This window comes from Microcella alkalica (assembly GCF_014137945.1).
GTDB lineage: Bacteria > Actinomycetota > Actinomycetes > Actinomycetales > Microbacteriaceae > Microcella > Microcella alkalica.
Genome location: NZ_JACGWX010000005.1, coordinates 141,721 through 159,565, shown reverse-complemented (window position 1 = coordinate 159,565; position 17,845 = coordinate 141,721). Strand labels below are relative to the sequence as shown.

16 protein-coding genes are annotated in these 17,845 nt (G+C 71.5%); 11 read left to right on the top strand and 5 right to left on the bottom strand.

Annotation, left to right across the window (positions count from 1 at the left end):
• Window positions 1–2: 2 nt before the first annotated feature.
• Both FHX53_RS10315 and FHX53_RS10310 read right to left on the bottom strand, forming a co-directional pair.
• A complete protein-coding gene (locus FHX53_RS10315) occupies window positions 3–497 on the bottom strand; it encodes a DUF2510 domain-containing protein (protein ID WP_182491270.1) in 495 nt (164 codons plus the stop codon).
• A gap of 19 nt (window positions 498–516) precedes the next feature.
• Window positions 517–1,341: an isocitrate lyase/PEP mutase family protein gene (locus tag FHX53_RS10310; RefSeq protein WP_182491269.1), complete on the bottom strand. Its 825-nt coding sequence runs from the start codon at window positions 1,339–1,341 to the stop codon at window positions 517–519.
• Window positions 1,342–1,429: 88 nt separating this feature from the next.
• Between FHX53_RS10310 and FHX53_RS10305 the strand changes: the two genes are divergently transcribed.
• Window positions 1,430–2,713, top strand: a complete 1,284-nt coding sequence (locus tag FHX53_RS10305; protein ID WP_182491268.1) for an ATP-binding protein — start codon at window positions 1,430–1,432, stop codon at window positions 2,711–2,713.
• Window positions 2,714–2,744: 31 nt separating this feature from the next.
• On the opposite strand, the gene FHX53_RS10300 is transcribed toward FHX53_RS10305, so the two are convergent.
• On the bottom strand, window positions 2,745–4,157 hold the full coding sequence (locus tag FHX53_RS10300) for an MFS transporter (protein WP_182491267.1): 1,413 nt from the start codon (window positions 4,155–4,157) through the stop codon (window positions 2,745–2,747).
• Between the two features lie 314 nt (window positions 4,158–4,471).
• Here FHX53_RS10300 and FHX53_RS10295 point away from each other — a divergent pair, with 314 nt between their 5' ends.
• The 5 genes from FHX53_RS10295 to FHX53_RS10275 all read left to right on the top strand — a co-directional run bounded on the left by FHX53_RS10295 (window position 4,472) and on the right by FHX53_RS10275 (window position 9,008).
• Window positions 4,472–4,777 (top strand): VOC family protein, encoded by a 306-nt coding sequence (locus FHX53_RS10295; RefSeq protein WP_182491266.1) that lies wholly within the window; start codon window positions 4,472–4,474, stop codon window positions 4,775–4,777.
• A 225-nt stretch (window positions 4,778–5,002) separates the two neighbouring features.
• Window positions 5,003–6,856, top strand: coding sequence for a molecular chaperone DnaK (dnaK, locus tag FHX53_RS10290; protein ID WP_182491265.1), 1,854 nt, complete (start codon window positions 5,003–5,005; stop codon window positions 6,854–6,856).
• Between the two features lie 2 nt (window positions 6,857–6,858).
• A complete protein-coding gene (locus FHX53_RS10285; protein ID WP_182491264.1) occupies window positions 6,859–7,569 on the top strand; it encodes a nucleotide exchange factor GrpE in 711 nt (236 codons plus the stop codon).
• Window positions 7,570–7,575: 6 nt separating this feature from the next.
• Window positions 7,576–8,547 (top strand): DnaJ C-terminal domain-containing protein, encoded by a 972-nt coding sequence (locus FHX53_RS10280; RefSeq protein ID WP_182491263.1) that lies wholly within the window; start codon window positions 7,576–7,578, stop codon window positions 8,545–8,547.
• Window positions 8,548–8,591: 44 nt separating this feature from the next.
• Window positions 8,592–9,008 carry a heat shock protein transcriptional repressor HspR gene (locus tag FHX53_RS10275; protein WP_182491262.1) on the top strand — a complete coding sequence of 139 codons (417 nt, stop codon included), beginning with the start codon at window positions 8,592–8,594 and terminating at the stop codon, window positions 9,006–9,008.
• Here FHX53_RS10275 and FHX53_RS10270 read toward each other — a convergent pair.
• Window positions 9,005–9,727 carry a hypothetical protein gene (locus FHX53_RS10270; protein WP_182491261.1) on the bottom strand — a complete coding sequence of 241 codons (723 nt, stop codon included), beginning with the start codon at window positions 9,725–9,727 and terminating at the stop codon, window positions 9,005–9,007. The two genes, FHX53_RS10275 and FHX53_RS10270, sit on opposite strands and share 4 nt — an antisense overlap.
• 232 nt (window positions 9,728–9,959) lie before the next feature.
• Window positions 9,960–10,857, bottom strand: a protein-coding gene (locus FHX53_RS10265) for an IS5 family transposase (RefSeq protein ID WP_425488290.1) whose coding sequence is annotated in 2 segments (ribosomal slippage) — window positions 9,960–10,521 and window positions 10,520–10,857 — 900 coding nt in all. Because the reading frame shifts where the segments join, the coding sequence is not laid out codon by codon here.
• Between the two features lie 277 nt (window positions 10,858–11,134).
• Between FHX53_RS10265 and FHX53_RS10260 the strand changes: the two genes are divergently transcribed.
• The 5 genes from FHX53_RS10260 to FHX53_RS10240 are packed head-to-tail and all read left to right on the top strand — an operon-like array spanning window position 11,135 to window position 17,837.
• A complete protein-coding gene (locus tag FHX53_RS10260) occupies window positions 11,135–12,823 on the top strand; it encodes an ABC transporter substrate-binding protein (protein ID WP_182491260.1) in 1,689 nt (562 codons plus the stop codon).
• On the top strand, window positions 12,801–13,751 hold the full coding sequence (locus FHX53_RS10255; RefSeq protein WP_182491259.1) for an ABC transporter permease: 951 nt from the start codon (window positions 12,801–12,803) through the stop codon (window positions 13,749–13,751). Before FHX53_RS10260 ends, FHX53_RS10255 begins: the two co-directional genes overlap by 23 nt.
• Complete coding sequence (locus FHX53_RS10250; RefSeq protein WP_182491258.1) at window positions 13,748–14,644, top strand: ABC transporter permease; 897 nt, start codon at window positions 13,748–13,750, stop codon at window positions 14,642–14,644. The genes FHX53_RS10255 and FHX53_RS10250 overlap by 4 nt, the downstream gene beginning before the upstream one ends.
• A complete protein-coding gene (locus FHX53_RS10245) occupies window positions 14,641–16,422 on the top strand; it encodes a dipeptide ABC transporter ATP-binding protein (protein ID WP_182491257.1) in 1,782 nt (593 codons plus the stop codon). Before FHX53_RS10250 ends, FHX53_RS10245 begins: the two co-directional genes overlap by 4 nt.
• Window positions 16,419–17,837 (top strand): NtaA/DmoA family FMN-dependent monooxygenase, encoded by a 1,419-nt coding sequence (locus tag FHX53_RS10240; protein ID WP_182491256.1) that lies wholly within the window; start codon window positions 16,419–16,421, stop codon window positions 17,835–17,837. The genes FHX53_RS10245 and FHX53_RS10240 overlap by 4 nt, the downstream gene beginning before the upstream one ends.
• The last annotated feature ends 8 nt before the right edge of the window (window positions 17,838–17,845 follow it).

The window sequence follows — 17,845 nt, the reverse complement described above, 5'->3', positions numbered from 1 at the left end:
GACTACAGCCCGCCGCCGATCCCGATCGCGACGAGCAGCAGCACGGGCGCGAGCCCGAGCACGATGCCGATGCCGAGCGCGAGCGAGCTGATGGCGCGACCGCCGAGCGCGGATGCCCTGCGGAGCCCGCGCGCCGCGAACACGACCGTCACGGCCGCGGTGAGCGCCGCGAGCCCGAGAGCGCTCAGGACGACCGCGCTCGAGTCGACGCCCGGGATCCGCACGAGCCCGCTCGCCGCGACGGCCTGCCCGAGGAAACCCAGCAGCGTCGCGACGATGCCCGCTCGCGCGAACCGGGCATCCCGGTTCGGGCCCGGTCGCATCGACCGCGCCGCGTCGGGGCTCAGCGCCGAGAACGGCTGCGGCTCGCGGTGGGCGGCGCCGAGGAAGCGCTCGCCCGTCCACCAGCGCTCGTAGCCCTCGCGCTCGGGGTCGGGCTCCCAGCCGGGGCGCACGCTGTCGAGGTCGTCCTCGTCATCGGGGTACGGGGTGCTCACCCTTCCATCCTCCCGCGGCCTACAGCTCGTAGCGCGTCGCGAGCTCGGCCGGGTACTCGCCGCGCGCGGTGAGCTGCTCGGCCGCCGCCGCGAGGTGGTGCAGGGTGAGGCCGAGGATCTGCGGCCCGAACGAGATTCGCCCGACTCCGAGCTCGGCGAGGCGGGCGAGGGGCAGGTAGCCCGGGTGGGCGAAGACGGCGACGGGCGCGCGGACGGCGGCCACGGCATCCGCCACCATCTGCTCGGTGCGCAGACCGAGCATGAAGATGCTCGTCGCGCCCGCGTCGGCGTAGGCGTTCGCGCGGTCGATCGCCTCGTCGAACGCGTCGGGCGAGCCTGCGAGGGTGTCGGTGCGCGCGTTGATCGCGAGAGGCACGCCCGCGGCGTCGGCGGCGGCGCGCGCGGCGGCCACGCGGTCGGCGGCCTCGGCGATCGGGCGGCGGTCGCTCGTGGCGCCCGCGAGCGAGTCCTCGATGTTGAGCCCCGCCGCGCCCGCCTCGATGAGGCGCGCGACGTTCTCCTGCACTCCGGTCGCGTCGGGCGCGTAGCCGCGCTCGAAGTCGATGCTCACGGGCAGGTCGGTGGATGCCGCGATCCGCCGCGCGGCGCCGAGCGCCATGTCGACGGTCATGCCCTCCCCGTCGGGCACGCCGTAGGCGAAGGCGACCGAGTGGCTCGCCGAGGCGAGCGCGCGCACGCCGGGCGCGCGGGCGACGATGCGCGCGGTGATCGCGTCCCAGACGTTGACGACCACGAGCGGGTCGCCTGGCACGTGGAGCGAGGCGAGGAGGGCGGCCTTCTCGGCGGTCGTGGAAGCGGAGGCAGCGGTGGAGGTGTCGGTCATGCCCTCACTCTGCCAGCCGCCGCGTTCTGGGGGCTGAATCCCAGCCGGGCCGTGGTGCACCGGAGGTCGTCGGCTGTGATCATGAACCATGACCCAGATCCGCCTGCGTGACTACCAGGCCGCCGACATGGATGCCGTCCTCCGCCTGTGGGACGAGGTGCGCGCCGAGGGCGCCGAGCCCGTCTACGCGCTCGCGGAGGTGCTGGCCTCCTGCGAGAAGGATCACGCCGTCGTCGCGGTCGACGGCGACCAGGTGCTCGGGGTCGGCGTCGCCCGCGCCGCCCACGATCAGGGCTGGATCGTCTTCCTCGCCGTCACCGCGAGCGCACGGCGCCATGGTCTCGCGGGGCGCATCCTCGCCGGTCTCGAGCAGCGCATGGCGCCGCAGGGCCTCACGCGGCTGTCGATCCTCGTTCCGGATCAGCAGCAGCAGTACGGCGCGCTCACGAAGGCCGGATTCCAGGATCGCGCGCACCTGAGCTACTTCGAGCGAGAGATCCCGGTCAAGCAGCGCGAGCTCGCGGTGCTGCGCGAGCTCGGCGGGCGCATCCTGCCCCGCGACCTGTGGGGTTCGATCGCGGGCATGCGCACGGAGAAGGAGCTGCTCGAGCGGCGGCTCGTCCTCCCGCTCGCCGACCCCGCGCTCGCCGACCAGTTCGGCGTGCAGCCGCCGCGCTCGATCGTGCTGTTCGGACCGCCCGGCACCGGCAAGACGACGTTCGCGAAGGCCGTCGCTTCCCGCCTGCAGTGGCCGTTCGTCGAGGTGTTCCCCTCCCGGCTGGCGGCAGGCCCCCAGGGGCTCGCGGGGGGACTGCGCGAGACCTTCCAGAGCATCGCCGACCTCGACCACGTGATCGTCTTCATCGACGAGGTGGAGGAGATCGCCGGCCAGCGCGGCGGCGAGCCGCCATCCGCCATGCAGGGCGTCACGAACGAGCTGCTCAAGATCATCCCGGCTTTCCGCGACTCGCCTGGCCGCCTGCTGATCTGCGCGACGAACTTCATCCGCGCGCTCGACGCCGCATTCCTGCGCCACGGGCGCTTCGACTACGTGATCCCGATCGGTCTGCCCGACGCGGCCGCGCGCGAGGCGATCTGGTCGCGCTACATCCCCGACTCCGTTGAGGGAGAGGTCGACCTCGCCCAGCTCGTCGCGCGCACCGACGGCTACTCGCCCGCCGACATCGAGTTCGCGGCGCGATCGGCGTCGCAGGCCGCGCTCGAGCAGTCGGTCTACGGCGCCGACGGGTCGGGCATCCGAGGCCCGTCGACCGCCGACTACCTCGCCGCGATCGACCGGACGCGCGCGACCGTGTCGGCGGCGGAGGCGGCGGAGTTCCGGGAAGACATCGCCGCGCTCGCCCGCGCCTGAGTGCGTCGGGCCGGAGCGGCCGAGGCTCCGGTCAGCTGGCGTCGGCGCGGGCCTCGCTGCGGACCACGTCGCGGTCGATCGCCGGCGGCGCCTTCACGAACAGCAGCATGATGCCGCCCGCGAGCAGCACGATCGTGATGCCGAGGATCCCGTAGAGGGTCTGGTTCGCGGCGACGGCGATGAAGACGCCCCACAGGAGCGAGGCCATCCAGCCCGCGGCTCGGCCGGTCGTCGCGTAGAGGCCGAAGACCTCGCCCTCGCGACCCGCCGGAGTGACGCGCGCGAGGAAGGAGCGGGAGGCGGCCTGCGCGGGGCCGACGAACGCGGCGAGCACGATCCCGACGGCCCAGAACAGCCCGGCGCCGAGGTCGGCGAAGAAGAACACGACGAGCGTGCAGGCCACGAGGCCGAAGACCGAGATGAGGATGACGCGCTTGGGCCCGAAGCGGTCGTCCAGGCGGCCGGCGAGGATCGTCGACACCCCGGCCACGATGTTGAGCGCGATGCCGAAGATGACGAGGTCGGTGAAGTCGAAGCCGAAGACGATGCCCGCGATGACCGACCCGAAGGTGAACACGGCGGAGAGCCCGTCTCGGTAGACCGCGCTCGCGAGCAGGAACCAGAACGTGGGGCGGGTCTCGCGGTAGAGACGCTGGACGCCGCGGACGAGCTCGACGTAGCTGCGGAAGAATCCGACCTTCTCTGCCGCGACGACCTTGGGGGGCTCGGGGACCGCGACGAAGATCGGGATGACGAAGAGGATCGTCCAGATCGTCGCACCGAGGGCGATGAGCTGGAAGGTCGACGCCGAGTCGCCGTCGAGCAGGCCGCCGAGGATGAGTCCGACGACGATCGCGAGGGCGACGATGCCGCCGAGGTACCCGAAGCCCCAGCCCAGGCCCGAGACCTTGCCGATCGTCCGCGGCGTCGAGATCGAGATGAGCAGGGCGTTGTAGTTGACGCCGGCGATCTCGCCGAAGACGCTGCCGATGGCGATGAGCGCGACGCCCATCCAGAACCACTCGGCTCCTGGCTCCACGAACGCGAGTCCGAGCTGGGCGGCCACGAGCAGAGCGGTGAAGACGAGCAGCTGGAGCTTCTGCCTGCCCGCACGGTCGGCGCGCTGACCCAGCACGGGTGCGAGGAGGGCGATGAGCAGCCCGGCGACGGTGATGCCGTAGCCGAGGTTGCTCGCGAGCTGGCCGAGCGCCGCCTCCTCGCGGGCTGTTCCGATGACGGCCGGGTCGACGAAGAAGGTGCTCGTCAGGTAGCTCGGCACCCACACGAAGGTGAGCAGCACGGTGTTGAAGGGCTGCGTCGCCCAGTCCCAGAAGGCCCAGGCGAACACGCGCCGGCGGGGCACCTCGGCGCCCTCGCGCAGATCCAGGCCCATGACCCCCACCGCGAGGGTGTTCGCCGTGGCGGGGATCGACTTCTCTGTCATGCGCTCACGGTACTGCGGGCCGGTGAACCGCGGGTGTCGCGCCGGGGCGCGTGTTCGCGCGGCCCCGCGCGCCCCGCGCGCCCCGACCCGCCCCGCGCCAGGCCCCCGGCACATCAGGCGCCGCAATCCGGACTGATCCGGGCGCACCGGACGCCCTATTCCGTACGGGGCGCCCGAAACAGGACGAAGTGGCGTCGGGCGCGATCCGAGGGGCGGCCGCGGGGCTGACGTGCGCGGGAGTGCGTCGCTAGGGTCGTGGGCACCTCACCCCCCCCCCCCCCCCCCCCCCCCCCCCCCGCCGACGGAGTCCGCCCATGATGCTCTCGTACCTGTTCACCCCGGTGACCGATCTCGAGTTGGCCGCCGCCTTCTACCGAGACTCGCTCGGCTGGGAGGAGGTTTGGCGCGAGGGTGACACGACGATCGCCTTCGCAGCCCCGACGGGCGAGGTGCAGGTGATGCTCGACACGACGCCCTGGCCAGCGGGGCCGATGTACCTCGTGCCCGACCTCGAGGACTGGCTCGCCGCGCACGCCGAGCTCGCGGCGAGCATCCCCCGGACCGAGATCCCCGGCGGAGCGGTCATCGGCTTCACGGACCCGACGGGCAACGCCTTCTAGGTTTTCGCGATGGTTGCGCACTGACTTCGAGTGACGCGACGGCGCGGGTCGGACGGCTCGCACGCACGCTCAGCGCGAACACGGCACCGCTCCTGCCTGAGAATTGAGTCGGCATGGCGCAGGTTCTGGGCGGCTCGACTTGACAGCGGGCATCCGCATTCTCAAACTTGACATTGCACGGCTCAAGTTCAGTCGTGCCCCCGATCCCCAGAAGGAGCATCCCCCATGGCCCGTGCCGTCGGAATCGACCTCGGAACCACCAACTCCGTCGTCTCCGTCCTCGAGGGTGGCGAGCCCACCGTCATCGCCAACGCCGAAGGCTTCCGGACGACCCCGTCGGTCGTCGCCTTCACCAAGGACGGCGAGGTGCTCGTCGGCGAGACCGCGAAGCGCCAGGCCGTCACGAACGTCGACCGCACGATCGCCTCCGTCAAGCGTCACATGGGCACCGACTGGAAGAAGGAGATCGACGACAAGAAGTACACCGCGCAGGAGATCTCGGCGCGCACTCTCGCCAAGCTCAAGCGCGACGCCGAGCAGTACCTGGGCGAGCCCGTGACCGACGCCGTCATCACCGTTCCCGCGTACTTCAACGACGCCGAGCGCCAGGCGACGAAGGAGGCCGGCGAGATCGCGGGCCTCAACGTCCTGCGCATCATCAACGAGCCGACCGCCGCCGCTCTCGCCTACGGCCTCGACCGCGGCAAGGAGGACGAGCTCATCCTCGTCTTCGACCTCGGTGGCGGAACCTTCGACGTGAGCCTGCTCGAGGTGGGCAAGGACGACGACTTCTCGACCATCCAGGTGCGCGCGACCGCCGGCGACAACCGCCTCGGCGGCGACGACTGGGACGGCCGCGTGGTGAGCTACCTCATCCAGCGCTTCAAGGAGACCACCGGCGTCGACGTCAGCAACGACAAGATCGCCAAGCAGCGCCTCAAGGAGGCCGCGGAGCAGGCGAAGAAGGAGCTCTCGAGCTCCATGAGCACCAACATCCAGCTGCCCTACCTGTCGCTCACCGAGAACGGCCCCGCGAACCTCGACGAGTCGCTGACCCGCGCCAAGTTCGAGGAGCTCACGAAGGACCTCCTCGAGCGCACCAAGAAGCCCTTCGAGGACGTCATCCGCGAGGCGGGCGTCGAGGTGGCCGAAATCGCGCACGTCGTTCTCGTCGGCGGCTCGACCCGCATGCCCGCCGTGACCGAGCTCGTCAAGAAGCTGACCGGAGGCAAGGAGCCCAACAAGGGCGTGAACCCGGATGAGGTCGTCGCCGTCGGCGCCGCCCTTCAGGCCGGCGTGCTCAAGGGCGAGCGGAAGGACGTGCTCCTCATCGACGTCACCCCCCTAAGCCTCGGCATCGAGACCAAGGGCGGCATCATGACGAAGCTCATCGAACGCAACACCGCCATCCCCACCAAGCGCAGCGAGACTTTCACGACCGCCGACGACAACCAGCCGTCGGTCGCGATCCAGGTGTTCCAGGGCGAGCGCGAGTTCACGCGCGACAACAAGAACCTCGGCACCTTCGAGCTCACGGGCATCGCGCCGGCTCCCCGGGGCATCCCGCAGATCGAGGTCACCTTCGACATCGACGCCAACGGCATCGTCCACGTCTCGGCCAAGGACAAGGGCACCGGCAAGGAGCAGTCGATGACGATCACGGGCGGCTCGTCGCTCGCGAAGGAGGACATCGAGCGCATGGTGCGCGAGGCCGAGGAGCACGCGGCGGAGGACAAGGCGCGCCGCGAGGCCGCCGAGGTGCGCAACAGCGCCGAGCAGCTCGCCTACTCGATTGACAAGCTCATCGCCGAGAACGTCGACAAGCTGCCCGACGACGTCAAGGGCGAGGTGCAGGCTGACGTCGACGCGCTCAAGACGGCGCTCGCCGGCACGGACGACGACGCCGTCAAGACCGCGTACGACGCCCTGAACCAGTCGCAGACGAAGCTCGGCGAGGCCATCTACGCCGCATCGCAGGCCGAGGAGTCGGCGGCCGCCGAGCCGCAGAGCTCCTCGAGCGACGAGGACGTGGTCGACGCGGAGATCGTCGACGACGAGGACGACAAGGACAAGAAGTAGTCATGGCCGCACGCAAGCGCGACGACGACGAGCAGAAGCCCGTCATCAAGCGCCGACGCCGCATCGACGACGAGACGGGGAAGGTCACCGATCTCGGTCCTGACAGCTCGCCCGAGCCGGACGCCGCTCCCGCGGCGGGCGAGGCCGATGAGTCTCCCCTCGCGGAGGACGGCGCGCCGACCGACGCCGAGACGATCGAGGATCTCTTCTCGGTCGAGGATGCCGATGTCGAGGTCTCGGAGTCGGGCGCGAGTCTCGACGCCGACATCGACCGCATCCTCTCGGAGGCCGGGCAGAAGGAGATCGCCGAGTACCGCGACCGCGCCGCGCGCGCGGAGGCGGAGCTCGCGAATTTCCGCACGCGCGTCGAGCGCGACCGGCAGGCGAATCGCGAGGCGAACATCGCCGAGGTGATCCGCACGCTGCTGCCGGCGATCGACGACCTCGACCGCGCCGAGTCGCACGGCGATCTCGCCGGGAGTCCGCTCGAGCTCGTCGCGCAGAAGCTGCGCACCGGCTTGGAGCGGTACGGCCTGACGAAGGTCGGGGTGACCGGCGAGCCGTTCGACCCGAACCGGCACGAAGCGCTCGTGCAGCTGCCGAAGCCCGACGTCACGAGCAACGTCGTGGGCGACGTCATCGAAGTCGGCTACGCCCTCGGAGACCGCCTCATCCGCGCTGCGAAGGTCGCCGTCTTCACGCCGGAGGGGTAGCCGCCGATGGCCAGCAACGACTGGTTCGACAAGGACTTCTACGCCGTCCTCGGCGTGCCGAAGACCGCGTCGGAGGCCGAGCTCAAGAAGGCCTACCGGAAGCTCGCCCGGCAGTACCACCCCGACTCCAACGCCGGTGACACGGCTGCCGAGGCGCGCTTCAAGGAGATCAGCGAGGCGTACTCGGTGCTCTCGGATCCGTCCGAGCGAGCTGAGTACGACCAGCTGCGCGCGATGGGCTCGGGCGCCCGCTTCACGGCGGGGGGTCAACCCGGAGGCTTCGAGGACGTCTTCGGCGGGATGTTCGGCGGCGGTGCCCCGGGCGGGCGGCGAGCCCAGTCGGCGGGATTCGAGGACATCTTCGGGAGCATGTTCGGTGGTCAGTTCGGCGCCGGCGGAGCATCCGCCGGGTTCGGTCGCGGACCGCAGAAGGGCCGCGACCAGACCGCGCAGGTGACTCTCGATTTCCTCACCGCGATCCACGGCGACACCGTGCAGCTCGAGCGGGAGGGCGGTCGGCCACTCACCGTGAAGATCCCGCCGGGCGTCGCCGACGGGCAGAAGATCCGACTGCGAGGCAAGGGCGAGGCGAGCATGACCGGCGGCGAGCCGGGCGATCTCGTGCTGAGCGTCACTGTGCGGCCGCATGCGGTGTTCTCGCGCGACGGGCTCGACCTGCGACTGGACGTGCCTGTGACCTTCCACGAGGCCGCCCTGGGGGCGACCATCGAGGTGCCGACGCTCGGCGGCGAGACGGTGCGGCTCAAAGTCGCACCAGGCACGCCGAGCGGGCGCGTGCTGCGGGTCAAGGGCCGCGGCGTCACCACGCCCAAGGGCACGGGCGACCTGCTCGCGACCGTCCAGGTCGCCGTCCCCGGCAACCTCAGCGCCGACGCGAGGAAGAAGCTCGAGGCATTCGCGAAGGCGCTCGGCGACGAGAACCCGCGCGACGACCTGCTCGCGCGGGCGAGGGGCTGACGGGCGATGACGCCGATGCCGTGGTGCGAGGAAGGGGCACGGTGATGGACGAAGCGACTCCGCTGTTCGCGATCGCGGTCGCGGCCGAGCTTGCGGGCATGCATCCGCAGACACTGCGGCAGTACGACCGTCTCGGTCTCGTGTCGCCGACGCGCACGGCCGGCCACAGTCGCCGCTACTCGATGCGCGACGTCGTGCAGCTCCGCGAGATCGCGCGGCTCGGTGCCGAGGGACTCAACCTCGAGGGGATCCGGCGCATCCTCGACCTCGAGAACGACAACCGCGTGCTGCGGGCCCGCGTGCGCGAGCTCGAGACGGCGCTCGCCGACGAGCTGCTCGCGAAGCCCGGCCGGCGAGTCTTCGCCGCGGGCTCGGAGGGCGAGGTCGTCACGCTGCGGGCGGGAACGCGCGCGCAGAAGGCGAACCAGCTCGTCGTCTGGCGGCCGCTCCGGCGGAGCTAGGAGGTCAGCTCCGCCGTCGCCTCCGCGAGCGGCAGCCTGCTGAGGAAGCGGGTCCGCAGTCGCCGTCGCGTTCCCCTCCAGGACCTGGATTCCCTCGTCGGGCGTCGAGCGCAGGACGAGGAATCCGACCTGCGCGCCGAGGAAGCCGCCGCGCATGACAGCGGATGCTCCTTCTCGGCCCTCAGGGCCTCGCGCTCGCTCCGTACGGTGGCGAGGAAGAGCGCAGTGATGGCGGCCGAGAGCATGAACAGCTGCACGATCACTCCGGCGTTCACGACCCCCTGGGAGACCCCGAAGGGGCCGCCGCTCGCGACCGTGAGCGCCGGCACGATGACCGCGACGAGGATGAGCTCGGACACGACGAAGATCGGCGAGAAGACGGTGATCGCGAGCGCGATCGTGACCGCGAGCTGGATCACTCCCTCGAGGCGCCGGAAGGCCTGCACCCTCGAGCCGCTCACGGGCAGCGGCACGAGCGCGAGCGGGACGACGAGCAGGAGCGCCGAGGCGTAGGAGGGGACGAGCGCGAGGAAGGAGACCACCGGGTCGATCCCGGCGAGAAGGGAGAGCGTCACGGCGCCTTCGAGGCCGATCGTGATCGCGGCGGCGAGCACCGCAATGAGTAATCGCCCGAGCCCGCGCACCGTCGACAGGAGGGCTCCGCGCGCCTGCGGCCCGAGCATAGCGACGAACACGGCGAGCTCGACGACGAGGATCACCGCGGCCGGGAGAGCGAAGCTCAGCGGGCGGCCGACCGCGATGTTGGTGAGCAGACCGACGGCGCCGACCAGAACGAGCGCCTGCCAGCGCGGCCCCCGGTCGAGGAGGTAGATGAGCGCACCGACGCCCGCGGCGGGCCACCAGATGGCGGCCCCCGCCCCCGGGGCGGTGATGTAGAGCGAGGCGAAGCCGAGGAAGAAGCTCAGCAGGCTTCTCGGCCGGCGTCGACGACTAGGGCGTGTCTCCTAAGCGTTTGAGCCAGAGTGTGATGGCTCGCAGGACCGCGCCGCCGCGGTAGGTGAGCGCGAGTTTGTCGTATCTGGTGGCGAGCCCACGCCATTGCTTGTCTTCGTTGAAGCCGCGTTCGACAACGTTGCGACCCTTGTAGTCCTCGACGTCGTAGCTGACTGGTCGCCCGCCACGGGAGCCGCGACGCTGCCGGTGTCCCTGCTGGTCGGAGGGCTCGGGGATCACGGCGACGATCCCGCGTTCGCGCAGGCGGGTGCGGATGGCACGCGAGGAATACGCCTTGTCGCCGCGGACGCGGTCCGGTCTCGAGCGGGGCCTGCCCGGGCCACGCCGGCCAACTTTGAGGTGGTCCATGAGCACGGGGAACATCGGGGCATCGCCGGCCTGCCCGGGGCCGACCAGCACGACCAGCGGTAGCCCGCGGCCGTCGACGAGGTGGTGGATCTTCGTGCTCAACCCTCCGCGTGACCTGCCAATCGCGTGGTCAGGCGGCTCCTCCCGCAAATTCTTGTAACTCGATAGAGCCCCCTGTGTCGCGCGGGAGGTTCGTTGCGTGCTGATGCGCACGGTTGATGGTGGAGTCCACGCTGACGGCCCATTCGATCTCGCCCGCTGCGTCCGCGTCAGCGAGGATCTCGGCGTAGATACGATCCCAAGTGCCGTCTCCGCTGAACCGGCGATGACGCTTCCACGCGGTCTGCCACGGCCCGAACTCGGCGGGCAGATCACGCCACGGCGAACCCGTCCGATACCGCCACACGATCCCCTCCAGCACCCGACGATGCTCCTGAAACGGTCGCCCGCCCTTGCGGGAAGCGATCGGCATCAAAGGCTCGATCCGAGCCCAAGCAGAATCCGACAAAGTACGAGTACGCGTCACGCTCCCAGCCTGCCGCAACATCCCGCAGAGGTTACGAGACACGCCCTAGGTCATCAAGCCCTTCCGCGGGCCAGACCTGCAGCAGCGGCTGAGCGCGCTCCTCGACGGGCGCTGAGACCGGGGGTCGGACTCACTCTCGCTCGACGAATGTGACGCCGCGCGACCCCGCGTGACGCCGTGTGAGCGTGCCTTACCTTCCGTGTCGCCGCGGCTTCCGCTGCGGGCCCCGCCTCCATAGCGTGGCCGCTGTTCCCGCAGCCGCTACCGGAGGAGAAGCATGTCGCGCCTCGACGACCGACCCCGATCCGCACCCCGATCCGCACCACGCGCGCCCCGACGCCTCGCGGTCTCGTCGATGATGCTCACGGGCGCGCTCGCCCTGACGGCGTGCGCCGCGCCGGCCGCGACCGACACGGAGGTCGTCGACGGCGGCACGATCGTCTACGCCCACCAGCAGGAGCCAGCGTGCGTCTTCGGCGGCTGGATCGAGCAGGCCTATCTCTCCTACCAGGTGCTCGACTCGCTGACCTCCCTCGAGGAGGACGGCACCGCCGTCCCGTGGCTCGCCGAGTCGTGGGCAGAGTCGGAGGACGGCCTGTCGTGGACCTTCACGCTGCGGGAGGATGTGAACTTCACGGACGGCACGCCGCTCGACGCGCAGGCGGTCGTCACGAACATCCGCCACTGGACCGAGGGCGGAGGCAACTCGACGGCGAACGTCTGGCTGAGCGGATACCTCGCCGACGCGATCGCCGTCGACGAGCGCACGCTGCAGGTCGACCTCGTCGCGCCGTACCCCCGTCTGGGGGAGACCCTCTCGCAGGGCTACTTCGGCATCCAGTCGCCGACCGCGCTCGAGACGCGAACCCAGGAGGAGAACTGCGCGGCGCCGATCGGTTCAGGAGCGTTCACCGTCGAGGAATGGAGGCGGGGGGAGGAGATCGTGCTCGCGCGCAACGACGACTACAGTTCGCCGCCGGCCAACGCGGGCCACAATGGCCCCGCGCACGTGGAGCGCGTGATCTGGAAGTTCATCGCCGACCCCACCACGCGCGTCGCCGCCCTGCAGAGCGGCGAGGTCGACGCGATCTACGACGTCCCCGCCGTGCAGTGGGCCTCCCTCGAGAACGGCGACGTCGAGCTGCTGCGGCACGTGACGAAGGGCCGCCCGCACCAGCTGACCTTCGACGCCGTCGACGGGCCCTTCACCGACGAGCGGGTGCGGCAGGCGTTCGCCCATAGCCTCGATCGCGAGACGATCGTCGAGACCGTCGGCCGGGGCGTGATCCCCTTCGAGGGCAACGGCGGCGTGAGCGCGGCGACGCCCGGCTACAGTGAGGCGGCCGCCGCCCGCTACGACTTCGACCCCGACCTCGCCGTCGACCTGCTCGAGGAGGCCGGATGGGTGCTGCCCGCCGATGCCGATGCGGGCGAGCGGGCGGTGCGAGAGAAGGAGGGCGAGCGTCTCGAGGTGACCCTGCCCTACGGCGCCGGGTCGATCATCTCCACCGACGGCGCGGCGATCCTCCAGGGCGTCAAGGAGCAGGCCGAGCAGGTCGGCTTCTCCGTCGAGCTCGTCCCCGTGCCCCAGAGCGAGTTCTTCTCGGGCGCGTACTCGACGCCCGAGGAGCGCGACATCGCCGCCGGCTACTGGACGGCCGTCACGAGCGGCATCCTGTGGGTGAACTGGCGACCCAGCACGGCCGAGCGGCCGAACTACGCCAATCAGTCGTTCCTCGCCGACGAGGAGCTCGCCGAGTTGATCCTCGCGGCGAACTCGGCGCGCGACGTCGACGAGCAGAATCGTCTCTACGAGCAGGCGCAGGAGCACATCGCCGACCGCGCCTACTCGATCGGCCTCTTCGCCCGCCTCAGCACTCTCGCCGTCGGGCCGCGACTGCAGGGCGTGTGGCAGGAGCACGCGCAGGGAGGGCCGGTCTTCCATGACGCGCAGCTCCTGGGCTAGGCCCGCGGTCCGCATCGTCGGCAACGCGGTCGGCGTGCTCGTCGGCGCCGCGACGGCGGCCTTTCTCGCGCAGACGGCGCTTCCCGGTGACCGCGCCACGGCCATCCTCAACATCAGGGCGGGGCAGGCCGAGCTGCGCACGCCCGAGGAGCTCGCGCCGATCACCGCTGAGTTCGGTCTCGACCGCCCGCTGTGGCAGCAGTACGCCGACTACCTGCTGGGGCTCGTGCGCGGCGACCTGGGAACCTCCTACCTGCAGTTCCGGCCGGTCGGCGCGATCATCGGCGAGCAGCTCGGCGCGACGGTCGTGCTCGCCATTACCGCGATCGCGATCGCCTGGATGCTCATGGTCGTCTGGATCGTCGCCACCGGCGGGCGCGGCCCGCGTCTCACCGCACTCGGGTCGCTCGTGGACGTGACGACCGCGGCGCTGCCCGCCTACTGGCTCGGCATCATCCTGCTGCTGGTCTTCGCGCTGGGTCTGGGGTGGTTCCCCGTGCTGGGCGACGGCACTCCTCTGTCTCTCGTGCTGCCGGCGCTGACGCTCGCGATCCCGCTCGCAGGGTTCCTCGCCCAGGCGACGCGCACCGAGTTCGAGCGGGCGCTCGAGCAGCCGTTCGCGCTGTCGGCGCGCATGCGCGGGCAGAGCGACCTCGGAGTGCGGCTCGGGCACGTGCTGCGCCACGCGAGTCTTCCGGCCATCTCGCTCTCGGGCTGGGCGCTCGGCGCGACCCTCTCGGGCGCCGTCGTTGTCGAGTCGATCTTCTCGAGGCCCGGCATCGGGCAGGTGCTCGTGTCGGCGGTCAGCAGCCAGGATCTCCCGGTCGTGGTCGGGGTCGTCGTGCTGACCGCCGCGTTCTACGTCGCCGCGAATCTGCTCGTCGACCTCGCCTCCGCGCTCGTCGACCCGAGGCAGCGTGCCGCATGACCGCCGTCGTGAGCCGCCCTGGCGGCGTGGGCGCCGCATCCCCCGTCGGTCGGGGGCCCGCCCGCCGACGTCGGCACCGCCTCGCCGACCGGCCATGGAGCCTCTGGCTCGCGCTCTCCTACGTCGCGGTGCTCGCCGTCGCCGCGCTCGCCCCCGGGTTCCTCGCGCCGAGCAGCCCGACCGCCGTCGACTACGCCGCCGCCCTGCTGCCGCCGTCGCTCGAGCATCCGTTCGGCACCGATGAGTCGGGCCGCGATCTGTACACGCGCATCGTGCACGGCGCCGCCGATTCGCTCTCGATCGGACTCGGTGCGGCGGCGCTCGCGATCGTGTGCGCGATCGCGCTCGGAGCGCTCGCCGCTCTCGGCCCTCGCCCCATCGCGGCGCTCGTCGACCGGGTGATCGAGGTGCTCTTCGCCTTCCCGACCCTTCTGCTCGCGCTGCTGCTCATCGCGATCACGGGGCCGTCGGCGACGACGCAGATCATCGCGGTGGGGCTCGGCTCCGCGCCCGGCTACGCGCGCATGGTGCGCGGGCAGATCCGGCAGGCGGCGGGCTCCGGCTACGTCGAGGCGGCGGTCGCGCTCGGCCACGGGCGGGCGCGCATCCTCCGCCGGCACGTCCTGCCGAACGCTCTGCGCCCGCTCGTCGCGGTCGCGGCGCTCGCCGTCGGGCAGTCGATCGTGTGGGCCTCGAGCCTGTCGTTCCTCGGTCTCGGCGTCGCCCCTCCGTCGCCCGAGTGGGGTGCCCTGCTCGACGCGGGCCGCCCCTACGTGATCCAGGCCGGCTGGCTCATCGTCATCCCCGGTCTCGTCATCGTGGCCCTCGCGCTCGCCGCGACGAGCATCGGCCGCCACCTCCAGCACCGACTCGAGAGCGGAGCCCGCGCATGACCCTCCTCGACTTCTCCGCCCTGCGCGAGGTCGACGACGATCTCGACCCCGAGCTCCGGGCCGCGGCGCACCTCGGTGCCCCGGCGCCGCGACTCGTCGTCGAGAACCTCCGCGTCTCGTTCCGAACGCCCGACGGTGAGCGGCCCGTCGTCCGCGGGCTGTCGTTCTCCCTCGGAGCCGGCGAGTGCGTCGCGATCGTCGGCGAGTCGGGCTCGGGCAAGAGCGTCTCGGCCCGCAGCCTCGTCGGGCTCACCGGTCGCGGGAGCGTCGTGCACGTCGATCGCCTCGAGATCCTGGGGGCGGATGCTCGCGCGCTGAGCTCGCGCGCCTGGCGACGGCTGCGCGGCCGGCACGTGGGGTTCGTGCTGCAGGACGCACTGGTCTCCCTCGACCCGCTGCGGGCTGTCGGTCGCGAGCTCGACGAGGCGCTGCGTCTGCACGGGCGCGCCCCCCGCGCGGAGCGCCGGCGCAGCGCGGTCGAGCTGCTGCGCCGCGTCGGCGTGCCGCGCCCCGAGGAGCGCGCCCGCCTCCGGCCCGACGAGCTCTCCGGAGGCCTCCGCCAGCGCGCGCTCATCGCCACCGCGATCGCGCATGACCCCGAGATCGTCATCGCCGACGAGCCGACGACCGCGCTCGACGCGACCGTGCAGGCTCACGTGCTCGCCGAGCTCGACGCCATGCGCGCTCGCGGCACCGCCGTGATTCTCATCAGTCACGATCTGAGCGTCGTGGCCCGTCTCGCCGATCGCATCGTCGTGATGCGCGGGGGGGAGGTCGTGGAGAGCGGGCCGGCTGCCCGCCTGCTCGGCCGCCCCGAGCATCCGTACACGCAGCGTCTCGTCGCCGCGGTGCCGGGGCTCGAGACACGCGGCCGCGCGCTCAGCCCGGAAGGGGCCGAGGGACCCTCTGCCGCCTTGCCGGAGGCGGCTCCCGGTGATGGACCGCTCGATCCGCCCGTCGTGCTCGAGGCGCGCGGACTCGTCAAAGCGTTCGCTTCCCGCGGCGCGCGGGGCGCCGCTCCGCTCCGCGCCGTCGACGACGTCTCGTTCACCCTGCACGCCGGCGAGACGCTCGGAATCGTCGGCGAGTCCGGCTCGGGCAAGAGCACGACCGCACGCCTCGCGCTCGGGTTCTCCGAGCCCGAGGAGGGCGAGGTGATCGTGCTCGGCGCGCCGTGGAGCCGCGTGCCGGAGGCGCGCCGGCGACCTCTCCGCCCGAGGCTGGCCGTGGTCGCGCAGGACCCTCTGTCGACGTTCGATCCGCGCTGGACGGTCGGGCGCATCCTCGGCGACGCCCTGCCGAGAGCGGTCCGCCGCGATCCCCGGGCGCGCGCCGCCGCCGTGCGGCGTCTGCTCGACGACGTCGGTCTGCCGGCGGGCGACGGCTCCGTCCTCGGCCGGTTTCCACTCACGCTCTCCGGAGGGCAGCGCCAGCGGGTCGCGATCGCACGCGCTCTCGCGACCGAGCCCGCGATCATCGTGCTCGATGAGGCCGTCTCGGCGCTCGACGTGACGATCCAGGCGCAGATCCTCGACCTCCTCCTCGACCTCCAGCGCGAGCGAGACCTCGCATACCTCTTCATCTCCCACGACCTCGGCGTCATCGGGCACGTGAGCGACCGCGTGCTCGTCATGCAGCACGGGCGCGTCGTCGAGCAGGGGCCGACCGAACGGGTGCTGCGTGCCCCCGAGCATCCGTACACGCAGGAGCTCGTCGCCTCGATCCTGCCCGCTCCTCGCCCCTCGAACCCGCCGCCCGGCAGGAAGGACCCGTCATGACCGAGAAGAAGCAGCTGTTCCTGAACCTGTTCGAGATGGCCTGCGTGAGCCACATCACGCACGGGCTGTGGAGCCTGCCTGGCAACAACCGCCACCGCTTCGCCGACATCGAGTACTGGACGGAGCTCGCGCAGATCCTCGAGGATGGCGGGTTCGACGGCGTCTTCCTCGCCGACGTCATCGGCGCGTACGACACCTTCCGCGGGGGCCCGGAGACCGCGCTGCGCGAGGGACTGCAGAGCCCCAACCTCGATCCGCTGCTCGTCGTGCCCGCGATGGCGACCGTCACCAAGCGCCTGCACTTCGGCGCGACGTTCTCGACGACCTACGAGCCCCCGTTCGCCTTCGCGCGGCGTGCCTCGACGCTCGATCACCTCACGCGGGGTCGCTTCGGCTGGAACATCGTCACGAGCTACCTGCCGAACGCCGCGCGCAACTTCGGCCTCGAAGGCGAGATCCCCCACGACCGCCGCTACGAGCTCGCCGACGAGTACCTCGACGTGCTCTACAAGCTGTGGGAGGGCAGCTGGGACGACGACGCCGTCATCGCCGACCGCGACGCCCGCGTCTACACCGACCCCGCGCGCGTGCGCTACATCGACCACGTCGGAGAGCAGCACCGCGTCGCCGGTCCCCACATCGTGCACCCGTCTCCGCAGCGCACGCCCGTGCTCTTCCAGGCGACGGGCTCGCCCGCGGGCGTCGCCTTCGCCGGACGTCACGCCGAGGTCGTCTTCACGGGCGGGCGCACGGTCGAGGAGTTCCAGCGCAACGCCGAGGGGATGCGCGCGGCCGCCGTCGCGAACGGCCGCCGCTCCGATGACGTCCGCTTCATCGCCATGGCGGGGGTCATCGTCGGTCGCACCGAGGAGGAGGCGGCCGACAAGTGGAGGATCTACCGAGAGCGCACGAGCACCGAGGGAATCCTCGCCCACCTCGGCTTCCCCATCGATCTCGCCGCCTTCCCGCCGCAGCTGACGATCGGCGAGGCGCTCGCCCTCGCCGGAGTCGAGCACGATCGCGCCTCCTTCATCCCGCCGTCGACGACGATCGCGCAGGCGCTCGAGTTCGTCCGAGGGGGCCGCCAGGACCGCTTCTTCGTCGTCGGCACGCCGAGCGTCGTCGCCGACGAGATCGAGCGCTGGCTCGACGAGGACGGCATCGACGGCATCAATCTGCGTCAGTACCACTCGTTCGACACGGCGCGCGATTTCGCCGAGCTCGTCGTGCCGGAGCTGCGGCGCCGAGGCAGGCTGCCGGAGGCGGGTGGCGCCCCGACGACGCTGCGCGAGCGGCTGTTCGGCGAGGGCCACCGGCTGCCCGACCGGCACTACGGGGCGCGATACCGGGGCGGGGCGAACCTCGACGTCGAGCGCGAGCCGCTGCGGATCGAGGGAGCACTCGCCGCCCGCTAGCGTGAAGG